We start from the raw sequence: 20,682 nt of genomic DNA, 5'->3' as shown, positions 1-20,682 counted from the left end.
GGGGGGGGGGGACCTCGCGGTGGGCAGGACCTACCGGCACGCCGGCGTGGTGCGGTGCCGGGGTGCGTTGGGGGCTCGGTCGGTCAGGTCACCGCGAGGCCGCGGCGCAGCGAGGGCTTGTCGATCTTGCCGACCGGATTCTTCGGCAGCTCGTCGAGGATGGTGACCTCGGCAGGCACCTTCACCCGGGTGAGGTGACCGGCGCAGTGCGCGAGGACGTCGTCGGCGGTGAGTTGCGAGTCCGGGTACCGCACCACGTAGGCGACGGGTTCCTCTCCCAGCACCTCGTGCGGGCGACCGACCACCGCGGACTCGAGCACACCCGGCAGTTGCGCGATGGTGGACTCGATCTCCTTGGGGTACAGGTTCTCTCCGCCACGGATGATCATGTCCTTGATGCGGTCGACGATCTGTAGGTAGCCGTCGGCGTCGAGGCGCCCGATGTCGCCGGTGTGCAGCCAGCCGTCACGGATGGTTTCGGCGGTGGCCTCGGGATTGTTCAGGTAGCCCGCCATCACGGTCGGTCCCGAGATGATGACCTCGCCGGTCTCGCCGGTGGGGACGTCGTGTCCGTCGGCGTCGACGATCCGGATCCGTTGTCTAGGAAGGGCCGGCCCGACGGTGCCGAGTTTGCGCACTCCGTCCACCGGGTTGCAGGCCGACGCGCAGGTGCCCTCGGTCAGGCCGTAGCCCTCGACGAGGCGCAGACCGTAGCGGGTCTGGCATGCGTCGAGCAGTTCTCGGCTGACCGGTGCAGCGCCGCAGATCGCGAAGCGGAGCGACGAGGTGTCGGGTCGCACCTCGGGGGGCATCGCGGTCAGCACCGCGAAGATCGTCGGCACGGCCGAGAAATAGGTGGGCCGAAGGGTTTCCACGTCGTCGAAGAAGCGCGACGCCGAGAACCCGGTGCGGATCGTGAGACGGGCACCGGCGCGCAATGGGGCGAAGGTGGACACCATGAGTGCGTTCGCGTGGAACAGCGGCAGGATCAGCATGCAATGGTCGTCGGCGGTCAGGCTGAAGTGCTCGGCCATCGTCGCGCTCATCGCGTCGACGTTGGCATGGGTGACCTGCACGCCCTTGGGACGTCCGGTGGAGCCGCTGGTGTAGATCAGCAGCGCGGTGTCGGCGCCGGCGACCGGTGCGGGCGCGAGTGGACCCTGTTCGTCGGGGAGTTCGGTGGCCAGTTCGTCGACCGCCAGGCCGGCGACGCCCGAGGTGGGGGACGAACCGTCGACACTGATGATCAGCCGAGCACCGGAGTCGCTGACCTGATGGTCGGCTTCGGTGTCGGTGAATGCCGGGTTGATCGGCGTGGCGGCGGCGCCCAGGCGCCACGCGGCGGCGATCGCCACGACCAGCTCGACCCGGTTGGGGAGCTTGATCGCCAGCACGTCACCGCGGCCGAGTCCGAGTGCACGGAGTTGGGCGGCCAGCGCGGCGGATCGGGCGTCGAACTCGGTGAAAGAGAGCTCGGTGCGTTCGTCGGCGAGTGCGGGCGCAGAACCGTGCTGCTCGGCGAGGTGCCAGGGGAGGTACGCGAGGTCAGGCATCGATGCCCTTTCGGAGGGTCGGTCGGTGTGTGATGACCGACACTAAGCCGCCCGCTGTGATCTATCCCACGTCCTCTCGCAACGAAGTTCCGACGGGGTGTTGGCCAAAATGCACAAACCCGCCCCCGGCCGTCTTATAGCTCGAGGCCGCGCTCCGAACGTGACCCGTCGGCGATCGCCGCGACCATCTCGCGAGATCTTCGCGAGCCTCGTCGTCCGCTGTTGCGGGTCTGCGCGTCGACGACGTCGGCCACCGTCGTGTACTTACGAAGCAGTGCGGAGTCCAGTAGCCGGGAACCGCCGTCGACGGCGGCATCGAGGACGGTGAGGGCTTTCTCTGTCACGCGCAGGTCGTCGACCTCGGTGAGGTCGGGCGGCGCGACTGTTCGATGCCAGATGCGGACGCCGTCGACGGGGCGTCCGTGGCGTCCCTGAGGTGTGACCACGTGGATCTGCTTCGGCGCTTTGGTCGTGAAGCCGTGCCACCAGTAGGCGGTTTCGGAGCAGAGTGCGGCCCGCGGTGAGGTGCACAGCACTGCGATCCGTGCGCGCATCCGGTCGTCGAGTCGGCGATCGCCGACATGGAAGACACCGCGGGAGACCCGAATCCATTCGCCTGATCTCACCCTCCGGAACGCCGCGTCGGGGCTGATGGCACAGGCACTGACGTCGGCGCTGGTGAACACGCCGTCGCGAGCGGCGACCAGTTCGCGGAACCTGGTGAAGTCGGGCACGCATCTTCGACGCGACAGCCCAGCGCCCGGTTCCCCTCCCGAAACTCATAGCTCGAAGCCGCGCTCAGCGCGGCTTCGAGCTATGAGTCGGCTAGGTGAGGTTGCGCTTGAGGATCTTGCCCGAAGCGTTGCGTGGGAACTGGTCGACGAAGACCACCGACCGCGGAACCTTGAAATTCGCCAGATGCTCTTTGGCGTAGTCGATGACCTTCGCCTCGTCGAGGTCGGCGTCCTCGCGAACGGTGAGGTATGCGCGGCCCACCTCGCCGAGCCGGTCGTCGGGGACGCCGATGACGGCCGATTCGGTGACCCCGTCGAGGCGCGCGAGTGTCTGCTCGATCTCGGCGGGGTAGACGTTGAAGCCGCCGGAGATGTACATGTCCTTGAGGCGGTCGGTGATCTTGAGGTTGCCGCGGGCATCGATGGTCCCGATGTCGCCGGTGTGCAGCCAGCCGTCGGCGTCGATCGTCTCGGCGGTCGCCTCGGGGTCATCGAGGTATCCGACCATCACCATCTCGCCGCGCGCGAGGACCTCGCCGGCGTCGGACAGTGTGATCTCCATGCCCGGGAAGGCTCGACCGCAGGTGTTGGCGACGGTTTCGTCGTCGTCGTCGGGGGTGCACGTGGACACGAATCCTCTGGCCTCGGTCAGCCCGTAGGCGGTGATGACTGTGTCGACGCCGATGTCGTGCTGCAGACGTTCGACGAGCACCACCGGCACGATCGCCGCGCCGGTGATGACGATGCGCAGGGACGACAGGTCGTGGTCGGAACGTTTCGGGTCGTCGAGGATCGTCTGGAAGATGGTCGGTGCACCGGGGAAGACGGTGATGCGGTGTTCGGCCACCATCTGCATCGACTTCTCCGGCGAGTACACGGCCAGGGGCACCATCGTTACGCCGAACAGCACGCACGGCAGGATGCCGGCCTTGTATCCGAACGTGTGGAAGTACGGGTTGGCCATGAGATAACGGTCGTCGGGGGAGAGGGCCGCGTTGGCACCCCACCCGTGCGACCCGGTCATCGTCTGACGGTGAGTTGCCAACACGCCCTTGGACTTCCCGGTGGTGCCGGAGGTGAAGAGGATGTCGCAGATGTCGTCTTCGGAGACGGCCGCCGCACGACGGTCCGCCTCGTCGCGTGCATCCGGGGTCGCCCGGGACAGGAAGTCGTCCCAGTCCACGGCACCGTCGGGTACGGCTTCGCCCGCCGAGAACGGCACCCGCACCACCAGATTCGGCATCGCGTCACGGTGCTTGTCGAGCAGTTCCGCGCAGTGGTCGGCGGCGAGGAACGGTCCCGACACGACGACGCCCTTCGCGCCGGAACGTTCGATGATCTCGATCGCCTCATTCGCGGTGTAGCGCGTGTTCAACGGCACGAGTGTCGCTCCGGCGCAGTGGATGCCGAGTGCGGCGATCGGCCAGTGGAAGCTGTTCGGTGACCAGAGGGCCACGCGATCGCCGGCCTCGATGCCCGACGCCACGAGCGCCGCCGCGAAGTCGCGCGCCGCATCGCGCAGCTGTGACCAGGTCAGTTCGACGTGCGGTTGTGGCGAAAGGTGCCACTGGTCGTCGATGAGGGCGATACGGTCGGGCCAGCTGTGTGCGGCGTGTGCCAGCGCGGCCGGAGTCGTGATCGCGGAGAGTTTCCCGAGCTGGGACGTCTGCGCCATGGCCCCAACCTAGCACTTGCTTGGTGCGTTATGCTAGCTCGCATGACCTCGATCAATCTGGCCGATCGTGCCGTCGACCTGGGCGAATGGGCCAAGGCCACGCCGAACTCCGCCGAGGTGTTCGCCAAGGCGGTGCGCACCTGGCTGGAGGACAACCTCACCGGGACGTTCGACGGCCTCAAGGGGCGCGGCGGACCCGGCAGCGAGCACGAGTTCTTCGCCGAACGCCTCGAATGGGACCGTCACCTGGCTGCCGGCGGGTGGACCTGCATCGGTTGGCCTCCCGAACACGGCGGTCGCGGGGCGACGCTGGAGCAGCGGATCATCTTCCACCGCGAGTACGCCCGCGCCAACGCGCCCGCCCGGGTGAATCATCTGGGCGAGGAGTTGCTCGGTCCGACGCTCATCGCGTACGGCACGGAGGAGCAGAAGAAGCGCTTCCTGCCGGGCATCGTCGACGTCACCGAGCTGTGGTCGCAGGGTTACTCCGAACCCGGTGCAGGCTCCGACCTCGCCGGGGTCTCGACGAATGCCCGTGTCGAGGACGGTAAGTGGATCATCAACGGCCAGAAGATCTGGACCTCGCTGGCGCATGTCGCGCAATGGGTGTTCGTGATAGCGCGGACGGAGAAGGGGTCGACACGACATGCCGGTCTGAGCTTCCTCCTGGTCCCGCTCGACCAGCCCGGCGTCACCGTGCGTCCGATCCAACAACTCACCGGCACATCGGAATTCAACGAGGTCTTTTTCGACGACGCGGTGACCGACGCGGACCTGATCGTCGGCGAACCCGGTGACGGCTGGAAGGTCGCCATGGGTCTGCTGCAGTTCGAGCGAGGTGTGTCCACGCTGGGCCAGCAGGTCGGGTTCGCACGTGAGCTGGAGAACCTGACCGAGGTCGCGCGCACGAACGGTGCGGTCGACGACCCCGAACTCTCCTCCCGGCTCGCGCGCGCCGACATCGGGCTCAAAGTCATGCGGGCACACGCCCAACGGACCCTCGACGGCGACGTGACCAGTCAGGCCGGTGCCGCGTCGGTGTCGAAGCTGTTGTGGGCCAACTGGCATCGCGATCTCGGCGAACTCGCGATGGATGTCGTCGGGGCGCCGGCACTGATCGGTCCCGACGCGACCGCGGAAGGACAGCCCAACGACATCGCCGATCCCGAACACGTCGAACTCGACGAATGGCAACGGCTCTACCTCTTCACCCGCGCCGACACCATCTACGGCGGCTCGAACGAGGTGCAGCGCAACATCATCGCCGAGCGTGTGCTCGGTCTTCCCCGAGAGGCACGCTGACATGACCCAGACTGATGTGACGGAGCACGGTGCACGGGCGATCTCGCCGCTGGCCGTCCCGCCCGCCGAGACCCCCGGTCACGATCTGCTGCTCGGTAAGAAGGTCGTGATCACCGCAGCTGCCGGTACCGGAATCGGGTTCGCATCGGCCCGTCGGGCACTCCTCGAAGGTGCGGACGTCCTCGTCAGCGACTGGCACGAACGCCGCCTCGGTGAGGCCGCCGAGAAGCTCGCGGTCGAATTCCCCGAACGGACTGTCGCCCAGCGCACCTGCAACGTCCAGGTCACCGCCGAGGTCGACGCCCTGATCGCCGACGCCGCAACCGAACTCGGACGCATCGACGTACTGGTCAACAACGCCGGACTCGGCGGGGAGACGCCGGTCGCCGACATGACCGACGAAGAGTGGGACCGTGTCCTCGACATCACGCTCACCGGCACCTTCCGCGCCACCCGAGCCGCGCTCCGTTACTTCGGATCGGTCGAACACAACGGCGTCATCGTCAACAACGCCTCGGTCCTCGGCTGGCGCGCCCAGCGCGGACAGGCGCACTACGCCGCGGCGAAGGCCGGCGTCATGGCGTTGACCCGGTGCTCGGCACTCGAAGCCGCCGACGTGGGGGTGCGGATCAATGCGATCGCGCCGTCGATCGCCAAGCACCCGTTCCTCGCGAAGGTCACCAGCGACGACCTTCTCGACGAGCTGGCCTCGAAGGAGGCCTACGGCCGTGCCGCGGAGGTATGGGAGGTCGCCGCGACCGTCGCCATGCTCGCCAGCGACTACACCACATACCTCACCGGCGAGGTCATCTCGATCTCCAGCCAGCGAGCCTGAACCGGTTGCCCTCCAGCACCGCCCACCCAAAGGAGTACCGCCCATGACCACGCCGCAGGCCTACATCGTCGACGCCATCCGCACCCCCGTCGGCAAACGCAACGGCTCGCTCGCCATGGTCCACCCCGCCGATCTCGGCGCGCACATCATCTCCGCACTCGTCGAGCGGACCGGCATCGACCCCGACGTCGTCGACGACGTCGTGTTCGGCTGCGTCGACGCCATCGGCCCCCAGGCCGGCAACATCGCACGCACCGCATGGCTGGCCGCGGGTCTGCCGCTCGACATCCCCGGCACGACCGTCGACCGGCAATGTGGATCGAGCCAGCAGGCCATCCACTTCGCCGCGCAGGGCGTCATGAGCGGCACCCAGGACGTCGTCGTCGCCGGCGGCGTACAGAACATGAGCGCGATCCCGATCTCGCAGGCCATGATCGCCGGCCAGGAGTTCGGATTCACCACGCCCACCGCAGAATCCGCGGGCTGGCGGGAGCGCTTCGGCGACACCGAGATCTCGCAGTTCGTCGGCGCGGGCATGATGGCCGAGAAATGGGACATCAGCCGCGAGGACATGGAGCACTGGGCCCTGCAGTCCCACGAGCGCGCCCGCGCGGCCATCGCCGCCGGCCGTTTCGACAACGAGAACGTCCCGCTCGGCGACTGCGTCGTCGACGAGTGCCCGCGTGAGACCTCGCTGGAGAAGATGGCCGGACTGCAGCCGCTCGCCGAAGGGTCGCGCCTCACCGCGGCCGTCGCCTCGCAGATCTGCGACGGCTCGTCGGCCACCCTCGTCGTCTCCGAACGCGCGCTCAAAGAGCACAACCTCACCCCGCGCGCCCGCATCCACCACATGTCCGTCCGCGGCGACGACCCGGTGATGATGCTGTCCGCGCCCATCCCCGCCACCAAGTACGCACTCGGCAAGGCCGGCCTGTCCATCGACGACATCGACGTCGTCGAGATCAACGAGGCCTTCGCGCCGGTCGTGCTCGCCTGGCTGAAGGAGACCGGCGCCGACCCCGCCAAGGTCAACCCCAACGGCGGTGCCATCGCACTCGGACACCCGCTCGGTGCCACCGGCGCCAAGCTGTTCGCCACCCTCCTCAACGAACTCGAACGCACCGGCGGCCGCTACGGCCTCCAGACGATGTGTGAGGGCGGCGGGACCGCCAACGTCACGATCATCGAAAGGCTCAGCTGAGGAGGGCGGTCAGCCGCGGGTGTGAGGGCGGCGGGACCGCCAACGTCACGATCATCGAGCGCCTGAGCTGACCACCCGCAAGGTCGAGACCTCCCCGAAGATCCCCCGGGCGAGGTCTCGACCTTGCGGCGTGCCGGTCGTACCATTCTGACAACGGACGTACCCACATCCTGGTGTGGTCTGGCGCATACTATGGTGTGGGACAAGCGGACTCTTTTGTTCCAAACGCCGCACGTCCGACCTGCAGCACGAACTACCTGAGGGGATCTCGATGACCAAGCCTGCTGAGCACACCAGCACCGGGGCGACGACCGCGAAGCGTGGCGTCTCCTCGGAAGAGCACACACTGACCGAGTTGGTCGAGATCCAGCGAGCCGCGTTTCTGCGTGACGGCATCCCCGACGCCGACACCCGCATCGACCGCATCACCCGACTGGTCGCGCTGCTGCTCGACCACTCCGACGAGATCGCTGCCGCGCTGACCGAGGACTACGGCTCACGTCCGCGCGAGCTGTCGCTGGCCGCCGACGTCGCGGGCTGCATGATCGACCTCACGCACCAGCGTCGTGGCGTCAAGGAGTGGATGGGTGAGACCAAGTACGCCAAGGTCCAGGGGCTCCTGGGCTACAAGCAGAGCGTGCGCCACGACCCGCTCGGCGTCGTCGGCATCATGGGCCCCTGGAACTTCCCGCTGCAGCTGACGATCGTTCCGGCCGGCTCGGCGTTCGCCGCGGGTAACCGCGTACTGATGCGCCCGTCGTCGATCACCGCGAAGACCACGGACGTTCTCGCCAAGTACGCACCCGACTACTTCTCCATCGAAGAGCTGGCCATCGTCACCTCGAAGCACGGGTCGGGCTCGGACTTCGCGAAGCTCAAGGTCGATCACATGTTCTTCACCGGCTCGCCCGAGGTCGGCGCCTCGGTGGCCCAGGAGGCCGCCAAGAACCTGATCCCGGTCACCCTGGAGCTGGGCGGCAAGAACCCGGCCGTCGTCGACCTCGACGCCGACATCGACAAGGCCGCCAACATGCTCGCCGACGCCCGCCTGGTCAACGGCGGCCAGGTGTGCCTGTGCCCCGACTACGTCTTCGTCCCGGAGGCCAAGCTCGGCGAGTTCACCGACAAGGTGGTCGCGCGCTGGACCGAGCACTTCCCGACGATCTACGACAACGACCAGTACACCGCGACGATCAACCAGAAGAACTTCGACCGCATCGTGGGCCTCATCGACGACGCCGTCGCGCTCGGCGCCACCAAGCGCCAGGTCATCCCCGGCGGTGAGCCGCTGCCGAACGCCGAGCGTCGCAAGATCCCGCCGACGCTCCTGACCGGCGTCAAGGCCGGCATGAAGATCGAGGAGGACGAGGTCTTCGGTCCGGTACTGACCGTCTACCCGTACCGCGAGCTGTCCGAGGTCATCAGCCACATCTCGTCGCATCCGCACCCGCTGACCATGTACTGGTGCGGCGATCGCAACGACCGCTTCGAGAAGCTGGCCGACAACACCCGCAGCGGCTCGATCAACGGCAACGATTTCGCCATCCACCTGTTCAGCGGCGAGCTGCCGTTCGGTGGCGTCGGTCGCTCCGGCATGGGCGGCTACCACGGCCGGACCGGCTTCGAGACCTTCAGCCACGCCCGCGCGGTCGCGTTCTCGACGCTGCCGCTGACGGTGGCCGAGATGATGTCGCCGCCGTTCGTGGCCAAGGACACGAAGATGACCGATCAGCAGCTCAAGCTGTTCAAGTTCTTCAACACTCGCGCCATGAAAAAGGTGCGCAAGCGCCTCGGCGCCTGACACGGGTGCGCATGATCTGCGCGTAGGACGCTTGGCCGGGTTCGTCGGATAACGTACCCGGCCAAGCGCTTGCTAGGGTGATGGGCAGACTCCAGGAGGATGCGTGTCACCACGTGGTCAGACCAAGACCGATGACAAAGGCGGGACCGACGCAAAAGCCGGCGCCGATACCGTCGTCCGTTCGTCGCGCCGTGACGAGTTGCTCGCCACCGCCGGGCGGATGTTCGCCGAGAACGGCCTGCGTTCGACGACGGTGCGCGACATCGCCGATGCCGCGGGAATCCTGTCGGGCAGTCTCTACCATCATTTCGACTCCAAGGAGTCGATGGTCGACGAGATCCTGCGCCGGTTCCTCGACGACCTGTTCGCCCGGTACCGCCAGATCGCCTCGGCGGGACTCTCGGCGACCGAGACGCTCCGCGGGCTCGTCGTGGCCTCCTTCGAGTCGATCGACGCCGAACGCAATGCGGTCGCGATCTACCAGGACGAGGCCAAGCGGCTGTCGGGGCAGGAGCGGTTCGGCTACATCTCGGAGCTGAACGTCGAGTTCCGCCAACTGTGGCATGCGGTGCTGCAGCGGGGCGTCGACGACGGTGAATTCCGTCCGGATCTCGATGTCGAACTGGTGTACCGCTTCATGCGCGACACCGTGTGGGTGGCCGTGCGCTGGTACCGGCCGGGCGGCCCGATGACGGTGGAGTCGATCGCCGATCAATACCTGTCGATCGTCCTCGACGGCATCCTGCCCCGCTGAGAGCGGCGAGAGTTAGGGTACCTTTCCTTAACTCGTCGGCGGCCGCTAAGGTGCGCCTATGACAACTGGCGGAACCGAAGTGGCCGCACCTGCACCGACCCGGGTCCCGGAGGAGACGCCCGACGACCCGAAGGCTGCCCGGAACAGGGCTCGGGCGGAGGCCAAGGCCAAGTCGGCGGCTCTCGCCGACGTGCTGGCACCGGTGAAGACGCGGACCGTTCTCGCGCAATTCGTCCAGATCTTCGCCTCGGCCGCGACCGTGGTGCCGTTCATCGGCATCGTCGAGCTCGGGCGCACACTTCTGGCACCGGGCCCGACCGACACCGGCCGGGTCTGGCTGGTGGTGTGGCTCGTCGTGGGCGGTCTCGCGGCGCGCGCCCTGTTCGCCTTCCTGGCGCTGGCGATCACCCACTTCGCCGACCTCGACCTCCAGGCACAACTCCGAATCCGCATCGCCGACAAGCTCGGTCGGCTCCCGCTCGGCTGGTTCAGTCGTACCAGTTCGGGTGCGGTGCGCAAGTCGGTGCAGAACGACGTCGCCGACCTGCACTATCTGGTCGCCCACGCGCAGGTGGAGGCGACTGCCGCGGTGCTGTCGCCGATCTTCGCGCTGATCTACTGCTTCGTCCTCGACTGGCGCCTCGGTCTGCTGGCCATCGCCACCGTGCCGCTGTACGCCCTGACCTACTCCTACATGGCGCGTGACCTGACCGCCGAGATGGAGAAGATGGACAAAGGTGTCGCCCGCATCAGCGCGACCATCGTCGAGTTCATCGCCGGTGTCGCCGTGGTCAAGACGTTCGGGCAGACCGGAAAAGCCCACCGCCGCTTCATCGATGCCGCCGACGAGTTCAACGACGACTTCGCCGGGTACATGGGCCCGATGCTCCGCGTCCAGGCCATCACCACGGTCCTGATCTCCGCCCCGCTGATCCTGCTGGTCAACCTCGGCGTCGGCTACTGGTTCGTCGACCAGGGCTGGGTGTCGCCGATCGAACTCGTCGGTTCGACGCTGATCGCGATGGTGCTGCCGACGGCGCTCCTGACGGTGTCCACCGCGGTCCACACCCGCCAACAGGCGTCGGCCGCGGCGCTGCGCATCGCGGATCTGCTCGCCGAACCCGAGCTGACGGTCCCCGAGAACCCGCAGGTCCCCGCCGGACACGACGTGCGAATCGAGAACGTGCACTTCACCTATCCGCCGCGACTGGGTGTGCCCGCCGGGGTCAAGGCACTCGACGGCGTCAGCGTCGAACTCGCCGAGGGCACCGTGACCGCGCTGGTCGGACCGTCGGGAAGCGGTAAGTCGACCCTGGCGACACTGTTGCCGCGATTCGGCGATCCCGATTCCGGGTCGGTGCGCATCGGCGGGGTCGACGTCCGCGACATCGCCCCGACCGAGCTCTATCGACACGTCGGATTCGTGCTGCAGGACGTGCAGCTGCTGACGATGTCGGTGCGGGACAACATCCGTCTCGGCCGGCCCGGCGCCTCCGAGGAGCAGGTCCACGACGCCGCGCGTGCGGCCCGGATCCACGAGCGCATCCTGGAACTGCCCGACGGATACGACACCGTCGTCGGCGACGGCGCACACTTCTCCGGTGGTGAGGCGCAACGGGTCTCGATCGCCCGCGCCCTGCTCGCGGACACCCCGATCCTGGTGCTCGACGAGGCGACCGCCTTCGCCGACCCGGAATCGGAAGCCCAGATCCAGCAGGCCATCGGCGCACTGATGGTCGGCCGGACGGTCCTCGTCATCGCGCACCGGCTGGGCTCGATCACCCACGCCGACAACATCGTCGTGCTCGATCGCGGCCGGGTCGTCGAACAGGGACGTCAGGACGAGCTGGTCGCCAACGGTGGTCTGTACGCGTCGATGTGGGCGAGCTACGAGGCCGGCACCACCCGGCAGGACGAGAAGATCGCGCTCGGCGCGGTCGAGAGTGGCGAGGTGGCACGATGATCCGCGGTTTCTACACGATTCTGGGTTCCGAGCGTGCCCGCATGGTCGTCTTCCTGAGCTGGGTCGTCCTGTACGGCGTCGCCCAGGGCCTCGCGATGCTCACACTCGTCCCGATCACCGAGAACCTGCTGACCGGCGACCTCTCCGGCGCGGCGAAGTGGTTGTGGCCGTTGGCCGTCCTGGTGCTGATCTGTGCCGTGAGCGCTTACATCCAGTCGCTCAAGGGCATGACGATGGCCCTGTACGCGATGCGCATGCTGCATCACCGGCTCGGCGACCACATGGTCACGCTGCCACTCGGCTGGTTCACCCGCGAACGCATCGGCGACGTCTCGCAGATCGCCGTCAAGGGAACGATGTTCGTGGGCAGCACCGGCGCGCACTACATCACGCCGGTCGTCGTGAACACGGTCAGCTCGGTGGTCGTCGTGTTGGGAATCTGCGTCTTCGACTGGCGGATCGGCCTGCTGATGGTCGCCGGGACGCTGGTCCTCATGTACGTCGGCAAGCTGTCCAGCCGGTTCCTGGCGAAGGCCGAGCGCCGCAAGCGGGCCGAGGCCGTGAAGGTCAACAACCGTGTACTGGAGTACGCGCGATGCCAGGCCGTGTTGCGTGCCTTCGGCGCGGCCGACTCCGCACACGCACCGCTGGCCGATGCGCTCGGACAGCAGGCGCGGGTGGGCAAGTCGATGCTCTGGCGCTCCATCCTCGGCATCCTGCTCAACGGGCTCTCGGTCCAGGTCGTGTTCAGCGCGGTCCTCGCGCTCGGCGCCTGGCTCGCGGTGTCCGGTCACATCGAACCGGCCCTGCTCGTCGCGGTGTTCGGTCTCGCGGCCCGCTTCTTCGGCCCGATCGGCGAACTCGCCGAACTCGGTTCGACGCTGCGCATGTCGACCGACGAGATCAACCGCATCACCGGTGTCCTCGACACCGACCGGATGCCCGCCCCCGACCAGCCGCAACCGATCACCGAGCCGGGTTCGGTCGAACTGTCGCAGGTCGCTTTCGGTTACGAGAACGGCACCCCGGTGCTCCGAGATGTGTCGTTGCGCGCGCAGCCCGGCACGATGACCGCGCTCGTCGGCCCGTCGGGCTCGGGCAAGTCGACGATCTTCCGTCTGATCGCCCGGTTCTACGATGTCGACGGCGGTTCGGTGAAGGTCGGCGGTGTCGACGTCCGCGACCAGGAGACCGGCGCGCTGATGGGCCAGCTGTCGCAGGTCTTCCAGGACGTCTATCTGTTCGACGACACACTGTGGGAGAACATCAAACTCGGCCGCCCCGATGCCTCCGACGCCGAGATCCGCGCGGCCGCCGAGACCGCCGGTGTCACGTCCATCGTCGAGCGTCTGTCCGACGGGTGGGACACCGTCGTCGGCGAAGGCGGATCTGCGCTCTCCGGGGGTGAGCGGCAACGTGTTTCGATCGCTCGCGCGCTCCTCAAGGACGCCCCGATCGTGCTCTTCGACGAGGCGACCTCCGCTCTCGACCCGGAGAACGAATCGCACGTCGCCGAATCCATCCGTCGCCTCGCCGACCGCAGCACCGTGCTCGTCATCGCGCACAAGTTGTCGACCGTGATCGCCGCCGACCAGATCGTCGTCCTCGACGACCGGGGCGGCGTCGACGACATCGGTACGCATGACGAACTGCTCAGCCGCGGTGGCCGTTACACCGAGTTCTGGAACCAGCGCACCGCAGCCGCGGGCTGGACGCTCACGCCATCGTCGTGACAACCTCTGCTGCCTGAGATGCGAGGAGCGGCGGGGTCCCCCATCTGCTCCCTGAGGAGCGAGCTTGCGAGCGTCTCGAAGGGTCAGCCCAGCGAACCGAGCGTCTTCAGCCGTTCGTGGGCCTGGTGCATGATCGACTGGATCAGCTCGTCGCAGCTCGGCAGGTCATCGATCATGCCGACGACCTGTCCCGACGCGAGAACACCGGCGCGGGTGTCACCCTCGACGAGTCCGGCCTTCAGCAGCATCGGGGTGTTGCCGGCCATGATGACCTGCTGCCAGGTCCGCTCACCCGACTTCTTCATCGTGCGACCGTCTTTGAGCATGGTGGTCCAGCGCATGCCGGTCATCTGTTTGAACTCGTTGGCATTTCGGGCCGCGGCGAACAGCGCCCGCACCGGACTGCCGCTTTCCAGTGCCTCGACGAGCGGGGTACGCAGCACGCGGTGGGGCATGCCGTCGACCTTCACCGACACGACGGTGTCGTTGAGGCCGCGCTGCAGGTACTCCTGCTTGACCGAGTCGGGGACCGCGCTGTCGGAGGTCAGCAGGAACCGGGTTCCCATCGCGACGCCCTGGGCGCCGTAGGCGAGCGCCGCGGCGAGTCCGCGACCGTCGAAGAAGCCACCCGCAGCGACCACCGGCATGTCGATGTTCTTCGCGGACAGCGCATCCAGGACGGACGGCAGCAGCAGGGTGGTGGCGACCGGACCGGTGTGACCGCCGCCCTCGCCACCCTGAACGATGACCGCATCGGCGCCCCAGGAGGCGACCTTCACCGCGTGTTTCGCTGCGCCGATCGACGGGATCACGACGATGCCGTGGTCCTTGAGCTTCGCGATCAGCTCGGGCTTCGGCGCGAGCGCGAACGACGCGACCTTGACGCCCTCGCGGATCAGCAGATCGATCCGTTCCGGGGCGTCGGTGGCGTCGGCGCGCATGTTCACGCCGAACGGCTTGGTGGTCAACGACTTCGTCTTGGCGATCGCGGCCTCGAGTTCGGCGAAGGTCATCGTCGCCGACGCCAGGATGCCGAGACCGCCGGCATTCGACGTCGCCGAGGTCAGCGACGGCCCGGAAACCCAGCCCATTCCCGTCTGCACGATCGGGTACTCGACCCCGACCAGCTCGGTGAACGACGTGGACAGGCCGGCCGCCCGCGCCGGACTCATCGGACTTCCTTGTTGCGAACACCCTTGGGATCGAGGACGTCTCGGATCAGGCCGAGTTCCTCGGCGGTGGGCTGCCGGGTCTCCGGAGCGTCGGCGAGACCCTCGATCTCGAAGCCGGTGTTCTCCGCGACCTCGTCGGCGGTGACCCCCGGATGCAGCGACAGTGCCCGCATCGTGTGACCCGCCCCGCCGAAGTCGAAGACACCGAGGTTGGTGACGACTCGATGGATGTTCAGGTCGTCGTATGCCGGGTTGTCCGGGTCGACCTTGTCGTATCCGATGCCGGACACGATGTCGACGGTCTCCCCGAAGACGCGTGCCGTGTGACGCGGCACCCAGTAGCTCGTCGGGTGGTTGATGGTGTTGCCGGGTGCGCCGCGGACACCGAACATCTGCCGCGTCGGGTGCTGCAGCGGGCCGAACGCCGACAGGTTCTGGTTCCCGTGACGATCGATCTGGTTGGCGCCCATGACCACATGACGACGGCCCGACGCCACGACGTCGAACACCTTGCGGAACGGCATCCAGCCCTCGATGGGGCCGGTCTTGCCGATCGGCGGTGTGTCGGCGAGGATCAGCGCCTCGCCGTCGGTGATCAGCAGGTCGGGTTCGGTGGTGAGGCGTGCCAGGCGAGCGCCCAGCAGGGGGACGGGCGCCATCGGCGACGCCATGATCTCGCCGGCACCGGCGAAGATGCCGGCGCATGAGATGACGCAGTACTCGGCGCGCGTGACTTCGACAGGCTCAGCCAGCGGGGAGGAAGGCTCAGCCGGCGGGATATTCGTTGCCTGTGTCTCTGCGGTGCTCACTGTGCGTTCTCCTCCTGCTCGGCCTGCCATGCGGTCACCTCTCGCTGGTAGGTCGCCTCGTCGACCTGAAGGAATCGGCGCGAGAACGCTTCCCAGGTGTCGGGTTCCTTGGCGCTGGCGACGTAGAACTGCTGGAACTTCTCGTCCCGCCCGTACTCGCCGGCAAAGGTGAAGTGCGCGCCGTTGGGGGCGTGCACCACGCGGTCGACGTTCATCCGGTTCAGCAGGAGTCGCTGATGCGGAACGGTTTTCACCAGTACCTCGTTCGAGACGAGCTGATCGGTCTCCAGGTAGCGGCGCTCGGCGGCCGCGCAGTAGAGGTCGTCGAAGTACGGGTCCACGCCGGTGTAGGCGGCGTTGCCGTGGGCGTCGGCCAGATCCAGGTGGACGAAAGCGGCGTCGAGCTTGAGCGCCGGCATCGCGACCAGCGTCTGGGTCCGTCCGTCGGCGTCCGGATACGGGGATTCGACGGTTTTCAGTTCGCCCTCCCAGAAGTTCAGGACGTCGGAACCGAGTCCGGCGCGGATCGGGAGGAACGGCAGCCGTGCGGCCGCGGCCTCCAGGCCGCACTTGACCATGCCCTCGTCCATCTCGCGCACCTCGATCTCGCCGTTGGTGCGCGCCTTCGCGAACCACGGGTCGTAGAACGGGGCGGAGTCGAGCGACACGAAGCCGTAGTATGCGCGACGCACCTTGCCTGCGGCGCAGAGCAACCCGAGGTCGGGGCCGCCGTAGGTCACGACGGTGAGGTCCTTGACGTCCGAGCGGGCGATCGCGCGCACGAGCGCCATCGGCTTGCGGCGCGAACCCCAGCCGCCGATCCCGATGGTCATCCCGTCGCGGAGCTCCGCGACGACGTCGTCGAGAGTGCTTGTCTTGTCGGTCGGCATCTCAGGCGTGTCCTCCGTTGTGAGAAGCGTTCGAGGCGAGCGGTTTACCGGTCGAGACGAAGGCGTCGCGGTGCTCGTCGGCGACGCCGGCCAGGTTCAGCTCGAAGGTGTAGCCCTGTTCCAGGCGGTAACTGGCCTTCACGTCCACCGGATCGATGTTGTTGATGGCCTCTTTGGCCGCGCGGATCACCCGGGTGTCCTTGGCCGCGATGGCCTCGGCGACCTCGAGTGCGGCGTCGAGCAGGTCCTCGCGGGGGACGACCCGGTACACCGAACCGAAGTGCTCGAGTTGCTGGGCGGTGACGTTCTTCGCGGTGAAGTAGAGGGTGCGCATCATGTGCTGCGGCACCAGGCGCGCGAGATGTGTTGCCGCACCGAGGGCGCCGCGGTCGACCTCGGGAAGCCCGAAGACCGCGTCGTCGGAGGCGACGATGACATCGGCGTTGCCGACCAGACCGATTCCGCCGCCCACGCAGAAGCCGTTGACCGCGACGACCACCGGCACCGCGCAGTCGTAGACCGCGCCGAAGGCGGCCGCGCATCCCCGGTTGGCGCCGATCAGGGCGTCGAAGCCCTCGGTGGCCTGCATCTCCTTGATGTCGACGCCGGCGTTGAAGCCTCGTCCTTCGGCGCGTAACACCACGACGTGTGTGGCCGGATCGTTGCCGGCCGCCGTGATGGCGTCGGCGAGTTCGAACCACGCTGCCGATGGCAGCGCGTTGACCGGCGGGTAGTCGACCGTGATGGTCACGATGCCGGACTCGGTACGTGTCGTGGTGATCGGCACGCGTGCTCCTCTCGTGGCTGCGTTGGCAACCTCGTGGGCTGCGCAAGCATTGAACCAAGCAAGTGCTTGGTTGTTTGGTAGGGTAGCACCCATGCAGACGCAGTCACAGGCCGAGCTGGGCCTGGTCGGGAAGGTTGTCCTGGTCACCGGTGGTGCACGCGGAGTCGGTGCGGGTATCACGCGGGTGTTGTCGACCCTCGGTGCCCGGCCGGTCATCTGCGGCCGGAGTGCGGACAGTCTCGCCGACGACCTTCGCGAGATCGACTTCGTCTCGTGCGACGTCCGCGACGCCGCGGCCGTCGAGGCGATGATCGACGACATCGTCGACCGCGCCGGACGCATCGACGGGGTGGTCAACAACGCCGGTGGGTCGCCCTTCGCGCTGGCCGCCGACGCATCGGTCCGGTTCGCGAGCAAGATCGTCGACCTCAACCTCCTGGCCCCGCTGGCGGTGGCGAAGGCGGCGAACGCGGTCATGCAGACGCAGCCGGACGGTGGGGCGATCGTCAACGTGTCGAGCGTGAGCGGACACCGGCCGTCGCCCGGGACGTCGGCGTATGGAGCCGCCAAGGCGGGCCTCGACAACCTGATGACTTCGCTCGCCGTCGAATGGGCCCCGAAGGTGAGGGTCAACTCGGTCGTCGCCGGACCCGTGGAGACCGAGCAGTCGCATCTCCACTACGGGGACGACGCCGGAGTCGCTGCCGTGGGCGCCACCATCCCGCTGGGCCGGATGGCAACCCCCGTCGACGTCGGCAACGCCGTTGCCTTCCTGCTGTCACCGCTGGCGGGATACATCAGCGGCTCGACGCTCACCGTGCACGGCGGGGGCGAGAAGCCGGCCTTCCTCGACGCCGCGACCGCCGGCAACGCCGTCTGACCCACCGCACAAGCACAGTCTTCGCAGTTCAGAAAGGAAACACCTTGAGTAGCAAGTTGAATGAGGGCCGCGTCGTCATCGTGACCGGTGCCGGACAGGGCATCGGACGAGCCCACGCGCTCGCGTTCGCCGCCGACGGGGCGAAGGTCGTGGTCAACGACTATGCGGAGGATCTCGCTGCCGGGGTCGTGGACGAGATCGTCGCGGCCGGCGGCGAAGCCGTCGTCTCGGTGGGCGACGTGGCCGACTGGAAGAGTGGCGAGGCCATGGTCGCCACCGCCCTCGACGCCTTCGACCGGCTCGACGTGCTCGTCAACAACGCGGGATTCGTCCGCGACCGCATGCTGGTGTCGCTGTCGGAGGACGAGTGGGATGCCGTCATTCGCGTGCACCTCAAGGGTCACTTCGTCGGCTTGCGTCATGCCGCGGCCCACTGGCGGGCCGAGGCCAAGGCGGGTCGTACGCCGCAGGCGCGGATCATCAACACGAGTTCCGGTGCCGGACTGTACGGTTCGATCGGCCAGGGCAACTATGTCGCGGCCAAGGCGGGTATCGCGGCGCTCACCGTCCAGGCGGCCGCCGAACTGGGCGGCTACGGCGTCACGGTCAACGCGATCGCGCCCGCGGCCCGGACCCAGATGACGATGGGTGCCGGTGACGAGATGGCCGCGCAGATGGCCGCCCCCGCGGACGGATCGTTCGACGCGATGGATCCGGCGAACATCTCACCGCTCGTGGTGTGGCTCGGCTCGCCCGAGTCGGCGTCGGTGAGCGGTCGGGTCTTCGAGGTCGAGGGCGGCAAGATCTCGGTGACCGACGGCTGGCAGCGAAGCGTCGAGCGGGACAAGGGGTCTCGCTGGGAGGTTGCCGAACTCGGTCCGGTGGTGGAGGAGATCCTGGCGAAGGCGCCGGTCCCCATGCCGGTCTACGGCGCGCGGTGACCTCGGCGGACAGAGACCAGCAGCGGGTCGCGGCGGCCCGCGCATATGTCGACGCCCTGGTCAGCCACGACCCGTCGGCGGTGTCGCTGCATCCCGACTGCACCCGCGTGGAATTCGGTCTGCGGACCGGCCGCAACGGCCCCCACATCGCACGAAGCCTCGCGCGGGGTCCGCAGTTCCGGTTGATCCACCGCGTCTCGGACTTCACCGCGACGGTCGACGGTCACAGCGTCACCACGCGGTATGTGGTGCATGTCCGACCCCGGACCCTGCGACTCGGTGCTCCGGTGTCGGAGACCTTCGTCGTCGACGAGGAGAACCGGATTCGCGCGATCGTCGCGCGGTTCGGACTACCGCGTCCTTACTTGGCCCCGCACGCCCAGCAGTGACCGACGCGTCTACTACTTTCGGGACGGGTCGTCGAGTGCGATGCGTTGCCTGTTGGGTAGTGGGTGCGAGGACCTGTGGATGCCGACGAGACGGCTCGCCGATATGTGCCTAGCATCGGTTGAGCAGGTACTTCGCCGGGCGACTGCGCGCAGATTGTGGCAGGCGCAGTACTGTGTTCTGCGTAGCCATCTCGGGGGAGAAACATGTCGGATCTGGTCGTAAAGCCTGAATCGTTGATTTCGGCCGCTCAGGCGATCGAGCAGAGTGCATCTCGGATCGGCGAGCTGACGCTCGGTCCAGGCGGGGAAGACGGCTACGCCACAGAGTCCTTCAGCTCTCTCGTGAATGCGTTCCGCGGTGCGACGCACGATATGTCGCGTATCGCGTCGAAAACGGACAAGTAGATCGCGACCGCGTTGTCGAACACCTCAGACGCCGTCTCCTCATTCGCCGCGTTGGTGATGAACTGCCGGAACATCACCGTTGAGGCTGACGATGACAGTGCCAAGCGGATCGAGGACTCTATCGGATATCCGACACGCGTCGGGGCGCTCACCGATCATCTTGTCCCGGCTCCCATCCTTGAGGACGTCACAGCGAAGGCATCTCGCTGAGATGACGCCTAGCTACGACGAGATCGCGTCGTGGAAGCCGGAGGCACTGACCCCGATCGCGAATGGGTTGTTTGCACTCAAGGCGAACCTCGACCTTGAAGCCCCGAAAGCCGGGAACCCGGTCCTGAATCTGATGCGCGGCGAGTGGACCGGAGACGCACGTGGACCTGCCGACGACCGTGCCGTGTCCATCACGTGCTGGCTTCAGAGCATGGCCGATGAGTACGGCGATCTGGCGCAGACCTTGAATACCGACGCAGGCGACATCGCCAGCGCCAGGACCGGACTGAGAAACGCTACCGATGCCGCCGCGGACCTCGGGTATGTCCTCGACACGGCGAGCCGTGACTACATGCTGAATTTTGTTCCGGAGAAGGCGCCCGACGGCGCGGAGTTCGACGCCACCACGGCTGCCGAGATCCAGGGACGATTGAAGGGCTTGGGAGATGCCGCAGACCAGGCTGTCACCTCTGCCGGTAGCGCGATCAGCGCTGCGGTCGGCGAGCTCTACGCCATGGCCCCGGAATCTCTCGTTGTCAACAGCGGTTTGGTTGCCAATCAGATCGAGGCTTTCCGCAAAGTCTATGGACGGGAGCCCGACACCCTCAATGACTGGCGAATGGCAGCAGCGTTGGACCTCCACAGTTG

The 20,682-nt window shown here is 67.3% G+C and carries 18 protein-coding genes and 1 pseudogene; 12 read left to right on the top strand and 7 right to left on the bottom strand.

Annotated features, from left to right (window positions below; genetic code table 11):
* Positions 1 to 83: 83 nt before the first annotated feature.
* The 3 genes from GOAMI_RS16760 to GOAMI_RS16750 form a co-directional block, all read right to left on the bottom strand.
* Positions 84 to 1,553, bottom strand: coding sequence for a class I adenylate-forming enzyme family protein (locus GOAMI_RS16760; protein WP_006437751.1), 1,470 nt, complete (start codon positions 1,551 to 1,553; stop codon positions 84 to 86).
* A gap of 134 nt (positions 1,554 to 1,687) precedes the next feature.
* Positions 1,688 to 2,287: a type IV toxin-antitoxin system AbiEi family antitoxin domain-containing protein gene (locus GOAMI_RS16755; protein WP_006437750.1), complete on the bottom strand. Its 600-nt coding sequence runs from the start codon at positions 2,285 to 2,287 to the stop codon at positions 1,688 to 1,690.
* A gap of 91 nt (positions 2,288 to 2,378) precedes the next feature.
* Positions 2,379 to 3,962, bottom strand: coding sequence for a FadD3 family acyl-CoA ligase (locus GOAMI_RS16750; protein ID WP_006437749.1), 1,584 nt, complete (start codon positions 3,960 to 3,962; stop codon positions 2,379 to 2,381).
* 42 nt (positions 3,963 to 4,004) lie between these two features.
* On the opposite strand from GOAMI_RS16750, the gene GOAMI_RS16745 reads away from it, so the two are divergent.
* The 7 genes from GOAMI_RS16745 (at position 4,005) to GOAMI_RS16715 (ending at position 13,551) form a co-directional block, all read left to right on the top strand.
* Positions 4,005 to 5,264, top strand: coding sequence for an acyl-CoA dehydrogenase family protein (locus GOAMI_RS16745; protein WP_006437748.1), 1,260 nt, complete (start codon positions 4,005 to 4,007; stop codon positions 5,262 to 5,264).
* A 1-nt stretch (position 5,265) separates the two neighbouring features.
* Positions 5,266 to 6,099, top strand: a complete 834-nt coding sequence (locus tag GOAMI_RS16740; protein WP_006437747.1) for an SDR family oxidoreductase — start codon at positions 5,266 to 5,268, stop codon at positions 6,097 to 6,099.
* A 43-nt stretch (positions 6,100 to 6,142) separates the two neighbouring features.
* A complete protein-coding gene (locus GOAMI_RS16735) occupies positions 6,143 to 7,300 on the top strand; it encodes an acetyl-CoA C-acetyltransferase (RefSeq protein WP_006437746.1) in 1,158 nt (385 codons plus the stop codon).
* Between the two features lie 271 nt (positions 7,301 to 7,571).
* Positions 7,572 to 9,101 (top strand): aldehyde dehydrogenase family protein, encoded by a 1,530-nt coding sequence (locus GOAMI_RS16730; RefSeq protein WP_006437745.1) that lies wholly within the window; start codon positions 7,572 to 7,574, stop codon positions 9,099 to 9,101.
* A 103-nt stretch (positions 9,102 to 9,204) separates the two neighbouring features.
* Positions 9,205 to 9,855, top strand: a complete 651-nt coding sequence (locus GOAMI_RS16725; RefSeq protein ID WP_006437744.1) for a TetR/AcrR family transcriptional regulator — start codon at positions 9,205 to 9,207, stop codon at positions 9,853 to 9,855.
* Positions 9,856 to 9,913: 58 nt separating this feature from the next.
* Positions 9,914 to 11,818, top strand: a complete 1,905-nt coding sequence (locus GOAMI_RS16720) for an ABC transporter ATP-binding protein (protein WP_006437743.1) — start codon at positions 9,914 to 9,916, stop codon at positions 11,816 to 11,818.
* Positions 11,815 to 13,551, top strand: a complete 1,737-nt coding sequence (locus GOAMI_RS16715) for an ABC transporter ATP-binding protein (protein WP_006437742.1) — start codon at positions 11,815 to 11,817, stop codon at positions 13,549 to 13,551. The genes GOAMI_RS16720 and GOAMI_RS16715 overlap by 4 nt, the downstream gene beginning before the upstream one ends.
* Before the next feature lie 83 nt (positions 13,552 to 13,634).
* On the opposite strand, the gene GOAMI_RS16710 is transcribed toward GOAMI_RS16715, so the two are convergent.
* Genes GOAMI_RS16710 through echA20 form a run of 4 tightly spaced genes read right to left on the bottom strand, consistent with a single transcriptional unit; the run spans position 13,635 to position 17,209 of the window.
* A complete protein-coding gene (locus GOAMI_RS16710; protein WP_006437741.1) occupies positions 13,635 to 14,723 on the bottom strand; it encodes an NAD(P)H-dependent flavin oxidoreductase in 1,089 nt (362 codons plus the stop codon).
* The gene (locus GOAMI_RS16705; RefSeq protein WP_006437740.1) at positions 14,720 to 15,532 is read right to left on the bottom strand and encodes a CoA-transferase subunit beta; all 813 of its coding nucleotides are present in this window, start codon (positions 15,530 to 15,532) and stop codon (positions 14,720 to 14,722) included. Before GOAMI_RS16705 ends, GOAMI_RS16710 begins: the two co-directional genes overlap by 4 nt.
* On the bottom strand, positions 15,529 to 16,422 hold the full coding sequence (locus GOAMI_RS16700) for a CoA transferase subunit A (RefSeq protein WP_006437739.1): 894 nt from the start codon (positions 16,420 to 16,422) through the stop codon (positions 15,529 to 15,531). The genes GOAMI_RS16705 and GOAMI_RS16700 overlap by 4 nt, the downstream gene beginning before the upstream one ends.
* A gap of 1 nt (position 16,423) precedes the next feature.
* Positions 16,424 to 17,209 (bottom strand): (7aS)-7a-methyl-1,5-dioxo-2,3,5,6,7,7a-hexahydro-1H-indene-carboxyl-CoA hydrolase, encoded by a 786-nt coding sequence (gene echA20 / locus GOAMI_RS16695; protein ID WP_006437738.1) that lies wholly within the window; start codon positions 17,207 to 17,209, stop codon positions 16,424 to 16,426.
* Between the two features lie 91 nt (positions 17,210 to 17,300).
* Between echA20 and GOAMI_RS16690 the strand changes: the two genes are divergently transcribed.
* The 5 genes and pseudogenes from GOAMI_RS16690 to GOAMI_RS16675 form a co-directional block, all read left to right on the top strand.
* Complete coding sequence (locus GOAMI_RS16690; protein WP_006437737.1) at positions 17,301 to 18,089, top strand: SDR family oxidoreductase; 789 nt, start codon at positions 17,301 to 17,303, stop codon at positions 18,087 to 18,089.
* A gap of 44 nt (positions 18,090 to 18,133) precedes the next feature.
* Entirely contained in the window at positions 18,134 to 19,030 is an 897-nt protein-coding gene (locus GOAMI_RS16685) for an SDR family oxidoreductase (RefSeq protein ID WP_006437736.1), read from the top strand.
* Positions 19,027 to 19,419, top strand: coding sequence for a DUF8021 domain-containing protein (locus GOAMI_RS16680; RefSeq protein ID WP_006437735.1), 393 nt, complete (start codon positions 19,027 to 19,029; stop codon positions 19,417 to 19,419). Before GOAMI_RS16685 ends, GOAMI_RS16680 begins: the two co-directional genes overlap by 4 nt.
* A gap of 204 nt (positions 19,420 to 19,623) precedes the next feature.
* Positions 19,624 to 19,824, top strand: coding sequence for a hypothetical protein (locus GOAMI_RS23575; RefSeq protein WP_232513021.1), 201 nt, complete (start codon positions 19,624 to 19,626; stop codon positions 19,822 to 19,824).
* Positions 19,825 to 20,035: 211 nt separating this feature from the next.
* Positions 20,036 to 20,682: pseudogene (locus tag GOAMI_RS16675) on the top strand (hypothetical protein); the annotation flags it as partial.

This window comes from Gordonia amicalis NBRC 100051 = JCM 11271 (assembly GCF_000332995.1).
GTDB lineage: Bacteria > Actinomycetota > Actinomycetes > Mycobacteriales > Mycobacteriaceae > Gordonia > Gordonia amicalis.
The sequence above is the reverse complement of the archived record's forward strand: the minus strand, read 5'-3'. Positions and strand labels throughout refer to the sequence as shown.